Source organism: Caldithrix sp., from assembly GCF_056497305.1.
In genome coordinates this window covers 1-17,641 of record NZ_JBSMDE010000040.1, presented here as the reverse complement: position 1 = coordinate 17,641, position 17,641 = coordinate 1, and the positions used below count along the sequence as shown (strand labels likewise).

Sequence of the window (17,641 nt, the reverse complement as noted above, 5' to 3'; positions counted from 1 at the left end):
GGCATCCCTGACAGAAAACTCCGACCCGACGGCTTCTCGCTAAAAAAACAAAAGCCCGGAGTAACCCGGGCTTTAAACGTGAGCCAGCGGAGATTCGAACTCCGGACCAACGGCTTAAAAGGCCGCTGCTCTACCGGCTGAGCTACTGGCTCGTTTGTCTTTTCATAAGTCGTTTAATATAATTATTTCTTAAAATCGTGTCAAATCAAATTTCCTGATTTTTAAAATAATCATTGGTTATTTTGACCACTACTCCGGAAAGTCCCAACAGGCCGATTAGATTAGGGAAGGCCATCAAGCCATTAAAGACATCGGCCATGATCCACACCAGTTCCAATTGGGCAACAGTGCCCACCAGCACATATACACCAAAAGCGGCCCGATAAAGAATGACAATGGACTTAAGATCAGGTTCCCATAAGGATTGTCTTACTTTCCAATACACCCATATGTAAATTAAAATAAGAAAGGTACTCAGTAAGGTCTTTCCTGTCTGAGCGTGCTGAACAATGTAAAAAGGAATCAAGGTAATCAAAATTAACAAATAGGCAATAAATTTACGCACACCCGGTCCAATTTCTGTCAAATACTCAAGTGCTTTTTCGCCATAGTAACTCCAGCCTAAAATGGTGGAATAGGCAAAAAGAACCAGACCTATGGAAACAATTAAACCGCCGTAATTGGCCGGTAACCAGCTAAACGCAGGTAATGTAGCGGAAAACGCATTCGATGTTAGTTTGGCGCCCGTAACCAGGGGTTCAGCGGTCCAAAGTCCTGAAAGCAAAATGACCAGACCGGTCATTGTACAGATGACCAGAGTGTCAATAAATGTTTGCGTCATGGAGACCAGAGCCTGAGTAACAGGATGTTTGGTAATAGCGGCTGCGGCAGCAATGGGCGAGCTGCCCAGTCCGGATTCGTTGGAAAAAACCCCCCGACTCACGCCCCAGCGAATGGTGAGCATGACCGTGGAACCTAAAAATCCTCCACTTGCTGCATGACCGGTAAAAGCGTTCTTAAATATCAAGGCAAATACCGCAGGCAATTTATCAAGATGGATCAACAAAATGATTAAAGCGCTGCCAAAATAAAATAGGATCATCACCGGCACCAGAAAGCCCGTAACTCGTCCGATACTTTTGATCCCACCCACAATCACCAGAACCGTAAGGATCATTAAAGCCAGTCCGGTGTATGTATTGGGAATATTAAAACTCAGGTTTAAGGCTTCGGCCACTGAATTGGACTGTACCATATTTCCAATTCCGAAAGCAGCGACAGCGGCAAAAAGAGCGAACAGAATACCCAGCCAGCGCATGTTCAAGCCATTTTGAATGTAGTACATTGGGCCGCCGCTCATGGTGCCATTTTCATCAACCTGACGGTACTTTACAGCCAACACGGCCTCACTGTACTTGGTGGCCATGCCAAACAAGCCGGTAATCCACATCCAGAACAGGGCGCCCGGGCCTCCCACCGTGATGGCGGTTGCTACACCGGCAATGTTACCCGTTCCCACGGTAGCCGAAAGTGCAGTCATCAAAGCCTGAAAATGGCTGATATCGCCGGGTTCATCTCCTTCTTCCTTACGCTTAATCAATCCTAAATACAGCGAATGCAAAAGTTTACGGATTTGCAGGCCCTTGAGCAAAATGGTTAAATAGATTCCTGTACCTACCAACAAAACCAGAAGCGGAACCCCCCAAACCAGGTCCTTAGCTTGCGTAAAAAATTGCAAGAGTTGTTCGGCCATTAAGCTTCCTCCTGAGCATTTTTCCAATCATAAAGAATAGCCTCTAAAACGCCTCCGGCCAGGGCAAAGGCTTCAGCCGGAAGCTGGCGCGCATCGGCTTCAACACGTCCGGTGGTTACCTCGACCAGCGGAGAATGTGGTCTGACTAAAACACCACTATTGATTAAGCCAGTAATAACGCCATTGTAAGGCGAAAGGATGGGAATTTCATTCAGTTTTCCGATTTCTTCCCTTTCAAAGACGCGATCATTTACTTCTTTACTGGCCGTAAATACGCCTTCCAAAGGCGCCTCAATGATCTTGCGGGGCGATGGGCGGGGAGGGAAGGAATGAATTGTCCTCTCTTCCCAAAAGGGGTATTGTACCTGACCTAATTGCGCTCCCTGCGATGCAACCCAGAAGGCCACGCCCTCTTCCGCTTCAAGACCAATGATTTTGATTTCTTCCGCCAGGTGCAAACTCAAAGATTCAAAAATGCTTGCACTGAGTTTTACCAAATATTGGGCGGGTATGATTTGTCCCCGTTTGAGATCATCTAAAAAGACAATGGGTACCTGGCGATTAGCTAAGGCGAAAGAGATAAAATCCAGCACGCTCTTTTCCGGAGAGATTAAATCCTGCAGTAAAGCTTGACTGAAGGTTAAGGCCTGTACACCTTCAATCTGGCCCTGTCCGGCATAGACCAGGCGCGTAAAGTTTCGATGGAAATGCAGGTCAATGGGTTTGGCCTGGGTTACCAGAATGACTTTAAATCCAGACCGTACCAACCGGAGTGTAATTGCAGTAGCCTCATCTCCGCTTCCGGTTACAATGATCACAGGCCATTTCATTAAACTTCCTTTATTTTAAGATCGTTGATATCCCCCAGGAAAATTTTATCGTAAAGTCCACTTAAACTCCTCAGAATGCCGATCATCCTGTTTTCATCAACCAGGGTTTTGATTTGATTAATGAATAAAAAACGATTAAAGGGAGGTAATTCCTGGTTAAAAATTTCCTGGGGACAAAATTGGCGAACTGTTTCCAGCCAATGTTTGCTCAAGGCTGAGGCAAACTGTTTGTTCGATTTAAAGTCGGACAAAAATTGTCTCAATTGTGGCTCGAGGGTCTGGGCATTCAATGAAGTAATCAAACAGGTACGTTCAGCCGGGCGATCTATTAAAAGAGCATGACTCTCAGCCCCGACCAGTTGAATCAGAAAACGCACACCCGACATTCGGGATTGAAGAATGTTTCGTAACGGTTTCTGTTCCACAGGAAGCAATAATTCGTTTTCAATGGCCCGGCAAAGATAGATAATTTTCGATGACTCTGATTTCAACTTCTCTTTCAGTAAGCTGGAATCAATATCTACCAGAATTTGCCCTTCTATAGGATATTTCAAAGGCGCATCAGAACAAATCATTGCTTTTTGCCCCTGACTGGCCAGCTCTTTGGCCAGCAAATTACGAAGCAATTCACTGGAGTGATCGCCACAAAAAAAGATAAAGTCGTTTTCCTGAATCTGTAACTGATCGTAGAACATTAAATTCATTTTTGTTCTGCTTGTGGCATTAGTGGTAAATTGAATTCCGCAAGCGTCTGATCAAAAGAAAAGATGATATCAACCTTTTTACGTTTTAAAGTTTCTTTAATGAAAAAATGACGCATGAGCAAGGTTGGATTCGTTGATCTCAAAAAGTTATTGATCGCATTGCGCCTGACGCGTCGCGAAATCCAATCCATTCTCAATTTAATCGTTAGAAGCGATTCATCAATAATGCGCATGAAATCGGCACACAATTCGATGCCTTTGATTTCTTTTAAGGCATCCAGAGTTTCGTCAATGACGATATTGTTGGTAACCAACTTGGCGTCGCGCTCTAAAAGAGTTTCAAAATAATTTTTAGCTGCAAGGTGGTGATCATCTCGAGCATCAATGATTGCCAGCCAGGCAGAAGTGTCAATAAAGGTGGTCATAATTTTCATTGATCTGTTGACTCCCCTGCTAAATCGATCAACTTCGAGAGCGGATTTTTGGCAATTCGGATGCCAATTTTACCGGGGCGAATCCGCTTGAGCGAGACCTCAACCCGATCGCCCTCTTGCAAATCCAGCTTATTCAAGATTTCGGCCGGGATCTCAATCCGATTTTTTTCCGTTATTTCGGCAATAAACGAACCTGATAACATATTTACTCCGCTAAAAACCAGTTGATAAACTCTTTCATCTCAAAGATTCCATCTTCACAAATAACTTTGTAGATGGGATCGAAAGGTATCTTTTCATAATACATGTTGAATACGTGAATATTTTTATTTTTAGGCTTGTAAACCTCTTTTTCATCCGTGGGATAAAATTTAATAGATCTTTCTTTTTCCAACAAGATGGTTTGCGTATCGGCAAGAATGTAAACCGGAATATTCAGAAAATGGGCCGTTAAAGAAAGGGGCATGGTGCCGGCGCGATGGATGAATCCTTTTTCATAAATGCGTTCTGGCCCCAATAAAACAAGATTGGCTTCCGGTAAACAGATGGCCATCTGGCTATCAGGAACAATCGTCACGCGAATCTTATTTTTGGCTAAAATCTCAGCGAACTCAATCCCCTCGCCTGGCGGGTCGGTTTTTAACACCAATACCTCAAAACGGCGCTTCTGTCGTTCTGCTTCCAGTAGGGCGCGTAATACAAGATAATCATTACTCATCGTTAATATTCGGTTACCGTGGGCAATGGCCCTGGCAGTGTACACAGCAATCTTCTGTGTGTTCTTCTCAATTTCAGCGAGTACGTGATGAATTTTTTGCTGAATCATTTCTAAGATATGTGCATTGTCTTTTCCAGAACTCAAACCCCGTTTGCAGTGACTCAACACATTGTGTGTACTTCGTCTGATAATGGCTTTGTTAGGATTCGATTTAATCAATTCTTTAGCTCGTTCGTGCATTGCTTCGTAAATACGTTCGCAATTTAGCTGATTTTGACTGGAAGCATCTTCTAACCTGGAAAGAAAATGCGCGTAATAATCAAAAAGCAAAGCATAAGCATCAGGGCATTTACCTGAAGCCGTGCGAATTCTCTTCATATTCTGAGTACCTCATGCATCCATTTCACATACTCAGCACTCCCCTTTTCAATGGCTAAAGCAATTATTTCGGGCACCTGATAGGGATGTAGTGCTTTAATTTCAGCTTCCAGCTCAGAAAATAACTTCCTGTTTGTTTTTATGATTAATAAAACTTCGGAATCTTTCTCAATTTTGCCCTGCCATTGATAAATAGATGTGATGGCAGGGATTATATTACAACAGGCCGCTAACTGTTGTTCTACCAGGGCCAGGGCAATCTGCTCTGCTGTTTTTTGGTCAGGAGCTGTACAAAAAACTACGATTTCCATCAATTTATCATTCCACTCATGAAGACCTATTAAATTCGCTAAAGATTACAAATTTATGGTAATCGATGCAAGCATTTTCTGCCCATTGTGTAAATTTGTTGGTTCGACCGGATTCAATAATCTTTTAGTGAAATTATCATTACAATTAGAAGCAATAAAGCAGGCCTTCCGACCTGCGCTTGAAACCCGCCCTAATCGTCATTTCTACCGATGCCCCGACGGCCTCAGTACATATCGCAAAAAACATTATCAGGCGTAAGGGAGAAGCATTTTTCTAAGGCAGCAGAGCCGCAACCCAAAAAACTTCTTTAAAAAATGACAGGCCGGTGCCCTGGAACCCTTTAACTCTTACACTCTTAACTCTTCTCCTTCAACAGCAGAAGTCATATTACGAATTAGCCCTTACCCCCTCGGTCCCCGTCTTCCAGAATAAAAGTCTGGGAGACGGGGAAGGCTTGGTGGGGGAGTTTTCTCACCTGTATTGAAAACACCATTCACGAACAATGGAAATTCGCTATGTCAGCCCGATGCTCATTCAACCATTCAACCAATCAACAATTCAACAATTCAACGGTTTTGTTTCTTCACACTGCATAAAAATTTTCGCATCCCGCTAAGCGGGATTATAAGTTTTGAAGGAAGTATTCTAATCCCGATTTATCGGGAGGAAGAATCCTTTGCACTGGTAAACAATTCGCAGGCGCAACGCAACTCGAGCTTCAGCTCGAGACTTTGGTAAGAGCGAAGCATTCATAAAGTGCGCAAAGATTGCAAAATATCTTAACACATCAGAGCATAACTCAGCAAAGCTGCACAATTTGCTCCCCCCTTCCCTTTATTAAATCTTTTGAGGGAGGTATTCCTAAAACGTGACTATTTTGTAATTTTATTACACATCGTGCATAATATCACACCCAGTCTACGACTTATTTCTTATTCTTGCCAACATATTAAACGTATTAAACGTAACAAAAGGAGTCATCATGGAAGAACTGAAACAAGCCTTAATTTACGATCCGACACTGCATCCGGAACGCACCAATGCTACCTTTGAGCGTTTATTCGAAGTTCTGGAAAACGTACTCGGTGAGCGCGCTCAAGATCACATAGCCAGATTAAGCCAACAATTAGACATCCAGAATCCACGTCTATCAATGGATGAACGACAGGCTCTGCAAATAATCGATTACTTGGACCAGAGCGATCTAACCAGGGATCAACTAAAAGAGATCACTTTCCAGTTACAATTTTCTGAGATTTCAACTCAGGAAGCCATTGCTCTGCACCAACAATTTAAGATTCCGGTTTCACGTCCCGAAGAGGACATCATTCCCGTGCTGGGCAAAGGTTGCTGGATTATGGACACCAAAGGCAAATGGTACCTGGATATGGACAGCAACTACAGCGCCACCAATCTGGGCATGGCCAACGAGCAAATCGCCCGCGGTTTGTACAATCAGGCCAGCACCTTAATTTCCATGAAAGAAGACCGCATTCAAATCGCCCGCACCCGCTTCTTAAAAGAAATTCATACCATGATGCCGGAAGGGCTTAATCAGTTTTACTGGCAAAATTCGGGCGGCGAAGCGGTTGACAAAGCGCTGAAAATGGCCAAAGCCTTTACCGGCACAACCAATGTTATTGCCTTTAAAGGCGGATTTCACGGGCGCACCCACGGCGCAGTGGCCGTAACCTGGAACGAAAAATACCGCAAACCGTTTGGCCTGCACCAATTGGACTGGGTGCATTTTGCCGAATTTAACAATCTGCAAAGTGTAGAGAATTTGCTAAAACAAACCGGCTCTAAAATCATCATTCTGGAGATGGTTCAGGGCGAAGAAGCGGGCAATTTACCTGCTACTCAGGATTTTGTTGATGGATTGTGGCAACTGGCCAAAGAGTACGAAGCCGTAATCATTGACGATGAGGTGCAGGCAGGATTTGGGCGCACCGCCGTGAAATCTGGCGACTGGTTTGCCTGCATGAGCTACAATGTGGTGCCGGATATTATGGTGATTGGAAAATCTTTTGGCGGCGGTTACCCGGTTACGGCCGTGGTTACGCGCCAGGAGATTGCCCAGGCCATGCAGTACGGCTATGATGGCTCTACCTTTGGCGGCAATCCCATGGCCATGACGGCAGCGCTGATTGCCACCAGGCAGATGCGCGCCAAAAATATTACGCAAAATGTGGTCAAACGTAGTCGTCAAATGATGGATGGATTACAACGATTAAAAAGCAAACATGCGGTCATGGGCGAAATTCGCGGTAGGGGCTTAATGGTAGCTTTTGATTTGGGCAGCGCGCAAAATGTGCAAAGAATTCAAACAACATTGCGAGAACACAGTGTAAAAGCCTCTCTTTCCACCGGAAGCTTCATCCGCTTTTTGCCACCTACCGTCATCAGCGAAGGTGAAGTCAATTATTTTTTAGATAAACTGGATCGGAGTCTTTCGGTTCTTTAAATATTTTTGCCACGAATGCACGAATTTTTTTGATTATTAATTCGTGCATTCATGTCTATTTAAAGAATAATCCGCTTATATTCTGGGGACAGCTTTCCCAAATTGACCAGTAGACCTAATTTACATCCTGAGATTTTCAGGTCGTCCATTGGTTAAGCAATATGTTCATTGCCTTTGCTGCCACTAAAATAATCTTATCGAATACTACAAAATCGGCGTAAAATTTGTGTGGTAGTATGATTTCTTTATATTTTATTTGATATTCTTTTTCGCTTTCGTATGGAATTTTGGCCTGCTTAAATTCATATTCCAATGCGTTTTTGTAAACCACTTCCAGAAAACCTTTGCCAAGATTATTGTGCACTTCCATGCACAGGCCGATAATCTTATAAGATTCATCTTTATTAATGATACTGCTCCTTTTTTTATCCGATTTTATCTGGCAGTATTTTTGCCACGAATTCACGAAGTTTATTTTATTTTATTTCATGACTTTATTTCTATTGTTTTAACACATTATACGGCTCATTCGAATAGTTTTCAATAGCAATTCCATAGTAAAAAGTTATCTTTCATCTGAAATTTTTAATACAAACTTTCTGATAAAATTAATAAGTTCCTTAATCCTTTTATCATACCATGGTTTATTGATTAAATTATGACAACGATTTAATTTTGTTATAAATTTATTTTTATTTTCCTCTTTCTCTAATTTTTCCCAATCAATAAACAGGTTAAAATATCCCAAATAAACAGAGACAATTAATCTTCCAATTCTTCCATTTCCATCATAAAAAGGATGTATATAAACAAATTGTTGATAAAATTTCACTGCATTCTCTAAAGGATCATCTGAAGGAATATTTGGATTTAAAAGTTCAAGTAACTCATTGATTAATGAATCAATTAAATCAGGTGGGGCCCCTGAAAATTTAATCTGTCCCTTTTTAGAATCAATAGGTCCAAAATAAATTCTACCTTCATTGTCATCATTAATATTTCTAAAACTGCCGGCATTTGTAAAATAATCTCTAAATAGTAAAGAATGAGAAATGATAATGTATGATTTAAAAATTTCTTTAAAAAGCTCCGGATTATGTTTAAGAAATTCAACAATTATAGCGTTATACTTTGTTAAAAAAACGTATTTACTACGAATTTGTTTTAATGCTTCAATTACATTTATTGAATTCCCCTGTTTGCCAAATGTAGACAATAAATCCCTAAAATGGCTTATTTCATCCAAAGATCACCTTTAATTCATTTTTAATTTTCTCTTTTTGTTTTTTATAATCTTCATAATTTTTAAAATAATACTTTTTATTTAGTAAATTTAAATCATTTTTACTAAAATCAAATGTAAATGAATGATCCATCGGAGTTAAAATTGGAAAATATGGTTTGTCTTTTTTTAATGGAAAATTTTTTGCAAATGGAAGCTTAGCATAGTACGATTTAATTAAATTTTCTTTGATAGGCTTATTATGTTTTGTCTTTTGCCAGGGCTCTTCTAAATGAGTTAATTGAGATAATGTTATTGCATCAAGTTCAATATAATTTTCTACAATGAAATTAATTAATTCTTTAGTTGTATTTGGAAAATCAATAACAAATTCCGGTGTTGGGATAGAGTTTGAATTTAAATGTTTATATTTCTTATAAATATTTATATTTACTGGCCCATGTTCCCATTTATAAAACTGTTCATCGATTAATTCATTATTAGCAATTAAGGACCATACTTTAACATAATAAAGTAATTTTTGGAGTTTCAATGGAGTAATATTATTCATTCTGTTTTGAAATTTATGTAAAATATAATCCGCAATATCAAAAATTGTTATTTTATTCATTCTTTAAATCTTTTTGAAATGATTCTCTATTTAATATAATTATCCAATTTTAAGAGTTCAAGAAAATAATTTTGTTCATTAATCTAAAACAAATTTACTCTTCGTATTGTTTCCGTTATTCAATGTGTTCTTTGTGCTAATGACCTTTTTTTAATTTTATTATTAATCATCATAATGAATCTGATATCACGCCAATTGAAAATTTCAGGTGAACTTTTCAATAAAATAGCGATGAATGGTCGAGTCGTTGGTGAGCTCCGGGTGGAAGGTGGCCACCAGAATCCGCTCATTGGCAGCCATAACCACCTCATCGTTATGGTAGGCCAGGGCTTTTACGTCCGGCCCCATTTTCAGGATTTTAGGGGCACGAATGAATACGCCTTCAAACTCTTTTGGCTTATCCGCTATCGTTAACCGAACCGTATCAATAAAGGAATCGACCTGCCGGCCGTAGGCATTGCGTTTGACTTCAATATTAATCAATTTCAAGGGCTCGGACGGCAGATGTTCACGGGTGGCGCCCAGAATAATCAGGCCGGCACAGGTGCCCATAATGGCTTTTTGTTGTCCAAATTCCAGTAATGGCTCGCGCAGACCCAATTTATCGATGAGCAGCAGTTGCGTGGTTGATTCGCCGCCTGGAATGATCAATTTATCGCATTTTTTGAGCGTCTCATAATCTCTTACGAGAAGCGCCTGATGTCCACTGTCTTCAATGGCCTTTTTGTGTTTTGAAAAGTCCCCCTGTAAAGACAATACGCCGACTGTTTGCTTCACTTACCAGCCTCTTTTGTTCAACTGTTCTTCTTCCGGAATCTGGCTCATTTCCAGGCCGGGCATAGCTTCGCCCAGACCTTCGCTGGCCCTGGCCACCACATCGGGATCGTCATAGTGCGTTGTTGCCATTACAATGGCTTTGGCCCGCGCTTCGGGATCCTGCGATTTAAAAATACCAGAACCAACAAAAACCGATTCGGCTCCTAATTGCATCATCAAAGCAGCGTCAGCCGGTGTGGAAATACCGCCGGCGGAAAAATTGGGCACAGGCAATTTACCATTTTCTTTAATGTACAGAACCAATTCCAGTGGCGCGCCTAAATTTTTGGCGTAGCTGGTCAGCTCATCATAACTCATGTTGGTAATGCGTCGAATTTCGCCCATGACCGAACGCATGTGGCGCACCGCTTCCACAATATTTCCGGAGCCGGCTTCGCCTTTGGTGCGGATCATGGCCGCCCCTTCGGCAATGCGACGCAGAGCCTCGCCTAAATCACGGCAACCACAAACAAAAGGTACTTTAAATTCGTGTTTCCAGATATGATTTTTATCATCGGCTGGCGTTAACACTTCACTTTCATCAATAAAATCGACGCCAATGGACTGCAAAACCTGGGCCTCGGCAAAATGGCCGATGCGGCACTTGGCCATCACCGGAATGGACACGGCCTCCATGATTTCCTTAATCATTTTAGGATTGGACATGCGCGCCACGCCGCCCTGAGCGCGAATATCGGCCGGGATGCGCTCCAGCGCCATTACCGCCACCGCGCCGGCATCCTCAGCAATTTTGGCCTGTTCGGCATTGGTTACATCCATTATCACACCGCCCTTTAACATTTCGGCCAGGCCAACTTTCACTTTGAATTCTTTATCCGTTAAAAACATGGTTTCACCTCTCTTTTGCTTTTTTCAAGCGCCTAATTTATTTTTTTAACCGTTGCAAGTCAAGTAAGTTCAAATCGTAAATATTAGCACGTTCTAAGTAACTGCTCTACGCGCTCCATCGTTTTGGGAATCTGTTTGACAAAGCCATGAATCACATTGGTGGACATGCCCTGAAAGAACAAAGGTCCGATGAAAAACAAACGCGGATACTGGATGCTCTCCCCGCTTTCGGTCACTTCCGGATAATTTTTGCGATTTACGCGCAATTTGAAATTACTCAACACCTTCAAATCGCCATGATACCCGGTGGCAAAGATAATTTTATCCACCTCCAGCTGCCAGTTTCTGAAATGCACGACATTTTCCTCAATGTGTGTAATTTCCTGAAAGGCTTTGTAACGGATGATTTCCATGGCGATTAATTCTTTCAAATAGCTTTCGTACACACCACGGATGTGGTACAACTTCCTGGTATCGGAAAAATATTGTAATTCGTCCCGCGTAACCAGGTAAACCATGGAGTGACCGACCAGATCAATTGCCGTTTCGGCCGCGCTATTCCCTCCGCCGACAACCAGAACCTTTTGATTGGCAAAGTCCATCTTATTACGATAAAAATGAGAATGCAGCACATAGGGATTGTTTTTTACCCCTTCGATTTCCGGGAAATAGGGATTGCCAAAAATACCCGTACCAACCATCAGAATGGGAGCCGTGTACTCATGGCTGGCGGTTTTTACCACATAGTTTCCCTCATCTGTGCGCGTTACACTTACGGCCGGCTGGTGCGTCTGAATATCCAGTTGAAAAAAATCGCAATAGGCTTCAAGGTAACGGGCAAATTCTGAGGCCGTACAATAAGGCCTTTGCACATCCATTTTCCAGATGGGCAATTTGTTGGAAAGGCTGGTCCAGTCTCTTTGTGGCAGACAGGGCGAAAGCATTAACAGGTCGGGACGAATTTCGGCCCAGGCCTGACCGGGCTTTCCTCTTTCCAGCACAACATAGTCCAGTTTTTTTTGCCGGGCAATTTCTGCCGTTTTTAAACCGGCCGGACCACCGCCAATAATAATAACTTCTTTATTTACTTGCATGACTTTCTTTTAAACCTGTTTTAAAATGACTTCGATTCAAACGCATCGAAAATCCAGAATTTTACTCAGCAATAAACCTATCGAACTTCAAAGGCTGATTTTGGTTCCTGAATCAAGTATTTCTGGAGCAACTTTATTTCCTGAGCGCCAGGCTCATTTCCCCCGCTATAAAACAGAGTTTTTCCCCGATTGATTAAACAATTGAATTTCTGCAAAACGTCTGTTCAACGATTTTAGGTTCTGGATTAATCAGATTCTTCTTTGTGCTTTGCTTCATCCATAATACGACAGGCTTCCATGATGACATTCATGGTCGAGTTTTGAATATTCCGTTCCACATTCACTTCCTGGGAGGTGAATTGAAACGTTCCTTCTTCCAGAGGAACCAATTCATACATGGCCAGTTCGCCTTCATTATGATCGCTTTTAGCATGCCACAATTGACCGTCTTTAAAATAGATGGTTCCGGAAACGCGGCCGTTCACTTTCAGCAGGCCATTTTTCTTATTCAAATTAAGCATCTGTACTACTTCGACCAAAGAGAGATCGCGCAAATCGCCTGAAAATCCCTTTTGCTTTTCGCTACGGTCTTCCATCTTTTTTACATTTTGCGAGCGGGCCAAAAGTTCTTCAACGCGACGCAGCAACAATTTACGATCGATGGGTTTGCTCAGGTACTCATCTGCCCCGGCCCTGAATCCCCTGATTTCCATCTCCGGATCATCAAAGGAGGTTAAAAAGATAAATGGGACGAGGGGAATTTCCGAATTTTCCCGAATCATCCAGCATAGTTCAATCCCATCCATTTGAGGCATCATCACATCCGAAATGATCAAATCCGGCTTTTCTTTGTTGGCGATTTCAAAGGCCCGTTCCCCATTCTCGGCCTCAATTATCTCATAATCCTTACCGGATTTGGTCAGCGTAATTTTCAATAATCTCAACACATTGGGATTGTCATCCACAATCAGAATTTTAGCTCCCATCCCCTCTCCGAGCTCTGTTAAACATGAAATTTAAAATAATTGACATTCAAATTTTTTACAGCGCCAGCTTCATCCAGACGGCGAACCGGCGTATGGTGTGGCGCCTGCACCACTGTTTGCAGAGATTCTTCAATTTCCCGATCGATTTCAAAAAGAATTTTCACAAACGTGTCCAGCATCTCTTTACTCTCGCTCTCAGTCGGTTCGATCATCATCGCTTCTTTAACAATCAGCGGAAAATAGATCGTCGGCGGATGCACCCCATAATCCAATAATCGTTTAGCAATGTCCAGAGCTTTAGCGCCCCGCTTTTTTTGTTTTTCGGCCGACAGCACAAATTCGTGCATGGTGGGCGCCGGATATTGTAACTCAAAGATATTCTCAAGTTGCGCTTTCAGGTAATTGGCATTAATGATGGCATGGCGACTGACTTGCGGCAAGCCGCTCTTGCCTAAAATGCGAATATAGGTGTAAGCCCTAACGAACATACCAAAATTGCCGTTAAAAGAATGCACGCGACCTATGCTTTGCGGCAAATTATCTTCCAACAGGTAGCGACCGTCGCGCTTAACAACCACGGGGACCGGCAAAAAATCCTTTAATTTATCATTGACGGCCACCGGTCCGGAACCGGGTCCGCCTCCGCCATGCGGCGTTGAGAATGATTTGTGTAAATTAATGTGCATCACATCAAAGCCCGTATCGGCCGGACGCACAATACCAAACAGAGCGTTTAAATTGGCGCCATCCATGTACATCAGCGCATCCACTTCATCCATGATGGAACGGATTTCAGCCAGTTGGGTTTCAAAAATGCCCAGTGTACTGGGATTGGTCAACATAATTCCAGCGACATTTTCATTGGTTTTCGATCGCAAATCCTGCAAATCGACCAGGCCGTTTTCAGTGGATTTAATGGTTTTAATTTGAAAGCCGGAAATAGCCGCTGAAGCCGGATTTGTACCATGGGCGGAGTCCGGAACGAGAATGATCGTACGATTTCGGCCTTTCATCTGATGGTATTTTTTAATGAGCAACAGGCCGGTTAACTCTCCCTGGGCGCCGGCAGCTGGCTGCAAAGTAATAGCGCTAAATCCGGTGATCTCTTTTAACAACTCTCCCAATTCGTACATCAACTGCAGGGCTCCCTGGGTAACGGCTTCGGGTTGCTCAGGATGCAGATCCCGAAACCCGGGTAAGCTGGCAACCTGTTCGTTAATTTTGGGATTGTACTTCATGGTGCAGGAGCCCAGGGGATAGAATGATTTATCGACATGGTGATTCAGTGCAGAAAGGGTTACAAAATGGCGCACGACCTCATTTTCCGCAACCTGCGGAAGTTGGGCCGGTTTTGCTCTTAAATAATTTTCAGGAATCATGGAATTGACTTGTTTTTGCGGCACATCGCACTCAGGCAGTGCATGGCCTTCACGACCTTCCTGTCCCAGTTCAAAAATCAACTTGCGGTACATGTTCACTCCTCTTCAATCTTGTTTTCAGCAATGGTCACGCTGTAATTTTTTTCTCTGGCCACTTCCAGGCAACGATTCAAGCGTTGCAGAATATTATCGACGGTCTCGGATTTTAACTGTTCAGAAGTATCAGCTACCACGCCCACCTTCACCACTAAATTTTGTAATTCTGTAATCTTACGTTTTCCAGGATGGAGCGTTTCCAGAATTTCCTGATCCAGATAATCGGTTGCTGAAAGCACGACGCGGATGCGTTCGGCCTCAATAAAGGCTCCTTCCACATCGGTGTGGGGCATCAAAACATAAAACAATCCTTCACCCGAACGGGCCAGGACATCCGCTTTGCGCGTTTTGGTTAACAAGAAGTTGGCCATTTTCATCAGGATGTAATTGCCTAACTGATGTCCCAGCATTTCATTGATCTGATCAAAATTTTCGACCAGAATGACGGCCAGTCCAAAGTCGGCGCCATAGCGGGCCGAGATCTGGATTTCTTCCTGTAAACGGATTTTAAAAAAGTGGAAATTGTAGAGCCCGGTCAGCTGATCGATCATCGGATTATCGCTCACCACCTGCGAATGCTCTAAAACCGCTTTCAGTTCGCGCTGGATTTTTTTTGTGGTTTCAGCCAGCCGATGGTTTTCATCTTTTAGCATGCGCATGATCTCATTGCGCTTAATGATGCTTTTTACCCGGGCTACCAATTCTTTGGAATTAAAGGGTTTAAGCAGGTAATCGTCGGCGCCCAGTTGTAAACCGGTAACACGATCGGTAGGCTGAATGTAATTGGCCGTTAAAAATACCACTGGAATGTCCCGCGTGTGGTGATTGTTCTTCAGCAATTTACAGGCCTCAAAGCCATCCATGACAGGCATTTTAGCATCGAGAATGATGAGATCGGGTAATTCCTTTTCCGCGAGCTCAATAGCTTGTTTTCCATTCTCGGCCTTGTACACATCAAATTCGTACAGGGCAAAGATACGTTCCAAGGTTTCTAACATCTCTGCATTGTCATCTGCTATTAAAATGGATGGCATAAACTCCCTCAATTCAAAATGGATTTCATCAGTTTTACATATTTATCCAGTTCGGCTTTGCTTCTCTTTTCTGTAACGGCAATCAATAAAAGATCCTCCAATCCCAGATGGGCCAGACTGATGCCGGCCAGAATGCCCTTTTCCAGAAAACGCTGTACAACCAGCGAAGCATTCTTGGGCAGCTTAACAGTAAACTCTTTGTAGAAAGGCGCCGCAGAAGTCAGTTCTATGCCTTTAATTTTCTGCAGTTCGTCGGCCAGATAGTGCGCTTTTTGCAGACAGAGATCAGCGACCTTTTGCAGGCCCTTCTTGCCCAGGGCTGAAAGGTAGACCGCAGCTCGTAAGGTGAGTAAGCCTGAATTGGTACAAATATTGGATGTTGCCTTCTCCCGGCGAATATGTTGCTCACGTGTTTGCAATGTTAATACATAGCCCCGTTTGCCATCAACATCTTTGGTTTCTCCGGCAATGCGACCAGGCATTTTACGCACCAGAGTCTCTTTAGCCGAGAACAAGCCCACATAAGGCCCGCCGAAATTGAGCGGATTACCCAAGGCCTGGCCCTCGGCAACAGCAATATCGGCCTGGAATTCACCCGGCGTTTTAAGTACCCCTAACGAAATGGGATCGTACACATAGATCAGCAAAGATTTAGAATCCTTGCGCAACTGATTAATCCGCTCCACATCTTCCAGAAAACCAAAATAATTGGGATTCTGAACCACAATACAGGCCGCCTGATCATCCAGATGCTCATGCAGATAATCCAGATCCAGAACGAAATTGTGATGTGGAATTTCCAGAATCCGAACATCCATGTGCCTTAAATATGTTTCTACTACCTCTTTGTAACGTTTATTTAATGTAGCCGGTAAAAAGACGGTTTTACCGCGCGTGTGCCCCACAGCCAATAATACCGCTTCAGCCAGAGCAGAGCCCGCTTCATACATGGAAGCATTGGTTACATCCATCTGAGTCAGTTCACAGATCAAGGATTGGAATTCGTACATTACCTGCAAATTACCCTGGCTCACTTCCGCTTGATAGGGTGTGTAAGATGTGTAATATTCAGGTCGGGAGGCTATTTCATCAATCACGGCCGGAATGTAGTGATCGTACGCTCCGCCTCCTGCAAATGGAATCATGGGCAGATTTTTACTGGCGAGTTCTTCCAGCAATTTTCTGGCCTCCAATTCAGACAGGGCCTCTGGAATCTGGTAGTTCCCTTTAAATCTGAGTTTTTCGGGAATATTGGCAATTAATTCTTCGAATTGAGAAACACCAATGGTTTCAAGCATGGCTTTGATATCCTGTTCAGAATTCGTCCAATAGCTCATATTCATTACCTTTGATTTTGGTTCCTGGAGTTCCGTTTGTATTTAAGATAAGGAATTTAATATTTTTAGAAAATAATAACAAAGTTTTCTGAGCTCTTCATTATTTTTATATTAAACTAAGGCAGCATAGCCGGAACCAAAAGTGATAGAAACTGTTTTAATCACAATTATATTTCGCGCAGATTTAGCAGATATTCGCAGAAATAATTTAAACCAATTCTTCAACACGTCCTACCTAAAACAGCATTAAAATTTTCGCATCCCGCTAAGCGGGATTATAAGTTTTGAAGGAAGTATTCTAAGTTTACGATTCTACTGATTTTCTTGCAAATATTAATGATCCGATTTCGAGGAAAGGTTAATGGACTGTGAGGATGTTTTTAATACTTCCCTTAAAAGATCTAGTCCCGCCACAGCGGGATGCGAAAATTTTTGTGCTGAAGATCCTACCCCACCCGCCCCATTCCCTTCTTTTAATAAAGGGAAGGGGGAGCAAATTGTGCCGCTTTGCTGAGTCCTAGCCTTACATGTCAATAAATTTTATTTTTTTCTAAATCTTTGTGCTCTTTGCGGTTGATGTTGGTTGCGGCTCCGCTGCCTTGGA

Annotated in this window: 18 protein-coding genes and 1 tRNA gene; 1 reads left to right on the top strand and 18 read right to left on the bottom strand. The window is 42.7% G+C overall.

Going from position 1 to position 17,641, the window contains the following annotated elements; translation table 11 throughout:
• Positions 1-79: 79 nt before the first annotated feature.
• From ACWB0I_RS03490 to cutA, 8 genes are all read right to left on the bottom strand, one after another.
• Positions 80-152: transfer RNA gene (locus tag ACWB0I_RS03490), tRNA-Lys, on the bottom strand.
• Positions 153-205: 53 nt separating this feature from the next.
• A complete protein-coding gene (locus ACWB0I_RS03485) occupies positions 206-1,753 on the bottom strand; it encodes an alanine/glycine:cation symporter family protein (protein ID WP_479386648.1) in 1,548 nt (515 codons plus the stop codon).
• Positions 1,753-2,583, bottom strand: a complete 831-nt coding sequence (locus ACWB0I_RS03480; protein ID WP_479386647.1) for a hypothetical protein — start codon at positions 2,581-2,583, stop codon at positions 1,753-1,755. The genes ACWB0I_RS03485 and ACWB0I_RS03480 overlap by 1 nt, the downstream gene beginning before the upstream one ends.
• Complete coding sequence (locus tag ACWB0I_RS03475; RefSeq protein ID WP_479386646.1) at positions 2,583-3,287, bottom strand: hypothetical protein; 705 nt, start codon at positions 3,285-3,287, stop codon at positions 2,583-2,585. The genes ACWB0I_RS03480 and ACWB0I_RS03475 overlap by 1 nt, the downstream gene beginning before the upstream one ends.
• Positions 3,284-3,721: a type II toxin-antitoxin system VapC family toxin gene (locus ACWB0I_RS03470; protein ID WP_479386645.1), complete on the bottom strand. Its 438-nt coding sequence runs from the start codon at positions 3,719-3,721 to the stop codon at positions 3,284-3,286. The genes ACWB0I_RS03475 and ACWB0I_RS03470 overlap by 4 nt, the downstream gene beginning before the upstream one ends.
• Positions 3,718-3,924 carry an AbrB/MazE/SpoVT family DNA-binding domain-containing protein gene (locus ACWB0I_RS03465; protein WP_479386644.1) on the bottom strand — a complete coding sequence of 69 codons (207 nt, stop codon included), beginning with the start codon at positions 3,922-3,924 and terminating at the stop codon, positions 3,718-3,720. The genes ACWB0I_RS03470 and ACWB0I_RS03465 overlap by 4 nt, the downstream gene beginning before the upstream one ends.
• Positions 3,925-3,926: 2 nt before the next feature.
• Positions 3,927-4,817, bottom strand: a complete 891-nt coding sequence (locus ACWB0I_RS03460; RefSeq protein ID WP_479386643.1) for an eIF2B alpha/beta/delta subunit family protein — start codon at positions 4,815-4,817, stop codon at positions 3,927-3,929.
• Positions 4,814-5,128 (bottom strand): divalent-cation tolerance protein CutA, encoded by a 315-nt coding sequence (cutA, locus tag ACWB0I_RS03455; RefSeq protein ID WP_479386642.1) that lies wholly within the window; start codon positions 5,126-5,128, stop codon positions 4,814-4,816. Before cutA ends, ACWB0I_RS03460 begins: the two co-directional genes overlap by 4 nt.
• A gap of 983 nt (positions 5,129-6,111) precedes the next feature.
• Between cutA and ACWB0I_RS03450 the strand changes: the two genes are divergently transcribed.
• Positions 6,112-7,593 carry an aspartate aminotransferase family protein gene (locus ACWB0I_RS03450; protein WP_479386641.1) on the top strand — a complete coding sequence of 494 codons (1,482 nt, stop codon included), beginning with the start codon at positions 6,112-6,114 and terminating at the stop codon, positions 7,591-7,593.
• A 136-nt stretch (positions 7,594-7,729) separates the two neighbouring features.
• Here ACWB0I_RS03450 and ACWB0I_RS03445 read toward each other — a convergent pair whose 3' ends face one another.
• The 10 genes from ACWB0I_RS03445 to gcvPA all read right to left on the bottom strand — a co-directional run bounded on the left by ACWB0I_RS03445 (position 7,730) and on the right by gcvPA (position 17,037).
• Positions 7,730-7,963 carry a GxxExxY protein gene (locus ACWB0I_RS03445; RefSeq protein WP_479386640.1) on the bottom strand — a complete coding sequence of 78 codons (234 nt, stop codon included), beginning with the start codon at positions 7,961-7,963 and terminating at the stop codon, positions 7,730-7,732.
• 195 nt (positions 7,964-8,158) lie between these two features.
• Positions 8,159-8,839: a Fic family protein gene (locus tag ACWB0I_RS03440; protein WP_479386639.1), complete on the bottom strand. Its 681-nt coding sequence runs from the start codon at positions 8,837-8,839 to the stop codon at positions 8,159-8,161.
• Positions 8,832-9,446, bottom strand: coding sequence for a Panacea domain-containing protein (locus tag ACWB0I_RS03435; RefSeq protein ID WP_479386638.1), 615 nt, complete (start codon positions 9,444-9,446; stop codon positions 8,832-8,834). Before ACWB0I_RS03435 ends, ACWB0I_RS03440 begins: the two co-directional genes overlap by 8 nt.
• Before the next feature lie 204 nt (positions 9,447-9,650).
• A complete protein-coding gene (gene pdxT / locus ACWB0I_RS03430; protein ID WP_479386637.1) occupies positions 9,651-10,223 on the bottom strand; it encodes a pyridoxal 5'-phosphate synthase glutaminase subunit PdxT in 573 nt (190 codons plus the stop codon).
• The gene (gene pdxS, locus ACWB0I_RS03425; protein WP_479386636.1) at positions 10,224-11,111 is read right to left on the bottom strand and encodes a pyridoxal 5'-phosphate synthase lyase subunit PdxS; all 888 of its coding nucleotides are present in this window, start codon (positions 11,109-11,111) and stop codon (positions 10,224-10,226) included.
• Between the two features lie 83 nt (positions 11,112-11,194).
• On the bottom strand, positions 11,195-12,205 hold the full coding sequence (locus ACWB0I_RS03420; protein WP_479386635.1) for an NAD(P)-binding domain-containing protein: 1,011 nt from the start codon (positions 12,203-12,205) through the stop codon (positions 11,195-11,197).
• A 245-nt stretch (positions 12,206-12,450) separates the two neighbouring features.
• Entirely contained in the window at positions 12,451-13,191 is a 741-nt protein-coding gene (locus ACWB0I_RS03415) for a response regulator (RefSeq protein WP_479386634.1), read from the bottom strand.
• A gap of 17 nt (positions 13,192-13,208) precedes the next feature.
• On the bottom strand, positions 13,209-14,663 hold the full coding sequence (gcvPB, locus tag ACWB0I_RS03410; protein WP_479386633.1) for an aminomethyl-transferring glycine dehydrogenase subunit GcvPB: 1,455 nt from the start codon (positions 14,661-14,663) through the stop codon (positions 13,209-13,211).
• A gap of 2 nt (positions 14,664-14,665) precedes the next feature.
• Entirely contained in the window at positions 14,666-15,700 is a 1,035-nt protein-coding gene (locus tag ACWB0I_RS03405) for a response regulator (protein ID WP_479386632.1), read from the bottom strand.
• Between the two features lie 8 nt (positions 15,701-15,708).
• Complete coding sequence (gcvPA, locus tag ACWB0I_RS03400) at positions 15,709-17,037, bottom strand: aminomethyl-transferring glycine dehydrogenase subunit GcvPA (RefSeq protein WP_479386631.1); 1,329 nt, start codon at positions 17,035-17,037, stop codon at positions 15,709-15,711.
• Positions 17,038-17,641 lie beyond the last annotated feature (604 nt).

Bases quoted from the DNA above. Each gene is read 5' to 3' on its own strand.
- ACWB0I_RS03460 (WP_479386643.1), bottom strand. From the start codon at position 4,817: ATGAAGAGAATTCGCACGGCTTCAGGTAAATGCCCTGATGCTTATGCT.
- gcvPA (WP_479386631.1), bottom strand. From the start codon at position 17,037: ATGAGCTATTGGACGAATTCTGAACAGGATATCAAAGCCATGCTTGAA.
- ACWB0I_RS03475 (WP_479386646.1), bottom strand. From the start codon at position 3,287: ATGAATTTAATGTTCTACGATCAGTTACAGATTCAGGAAAACGACTTT.
- ACWB0I_RS03485 (WP_479386648.1), bottom strand. From the start codon at position 1,753: ATGGCCGAACAACTCTTGCAATTTTTTACGCAAGCTAAGGACCTGGTT.
- ACWB0I_RS03415 (WP_479386634.1), bottom strand. From the start codon at position 13,191: ATGGGAGCTAAAATTCTGATTGTGGATGACAATCCCAATGTGTTGAGA.
- ACWB0I_RS03445 (WP_479386640.1), bottom strand. From the start codon at position 7,963: ATGGAAGTGCACAATAATCTTGGCAAAGGTTTTCTGGAAGTGGTTTAC.
- ACWB0I_RS03420 (WP_479386635.1), bottom strand. From the start codon at position 12,205: ATGCAAGTAAATAAAGAAGTTATTATTATTGGCGGTGGTCCGGCCGGT.
- pdxS (WP_479386636.1), bottom strand. From the start codon at position 11,111: ATGTTTTTAACGGATAAAGAATTCAAAGTGAAAGTTGGCCTGGCCGAA.
- ACWB0I_RS03470 (WP_479386645.1), bottom strand. From the start codon at position 3,721: ATGAAAATTATGACCACCTTTATTGACACTTCTGCCTGGCTGGCAATC.
- ACWB0I_RS03450 (WP_479386641.1), top strand. From the start codon at position 6,112: ATGGAAGAACTGAAACAAGCCTTAATTTACGATCCGACACTGCATCCG.
- ACWB0I_RS03435 (WP_479386638.1), bottom strand. From the start codon at position 9,446: ATGAATAAAATAACAATTTTTGATATTGCGGATTATATTTTACATAAA.
- ACWB0I_RS03465 (WP_479386644.1), bottom strand. From the start codon at position 3,924: ATGTTATCAGGTTCGTTTATTGCCGAAATAACGGAAAAAAATCGGATT.
- ACWB0I_RS03480 (WP_479386647.1), bottom strand. From the start codon at position 2,583: ATGAAATGGCCTGTGATCATTGTAACCGGAAGCGGAGATGAGGCTACT.
- gcvPB (WP_479386633.1), bottom strand. From the start codon at position 14,663: ATGTACCGCAAGTTGATTTTTGAACTGGGACAGGAAGGTCGTGAAGGC.
- cutA (WP_479386642.1), bottom strand. From the start codon at position 5,128: ATGGAAATCGTAGTTTTTTGTACAGCTCCTGACCAAAAAACAGCAGAG.
- ACWB0I_RS03405 (WP_479386632.1), bottom strand. From the start codon at position 15,700: ATGCCATCCATTTTAATAGCAGATGACAATGCAGAGATGTTAGAAACC.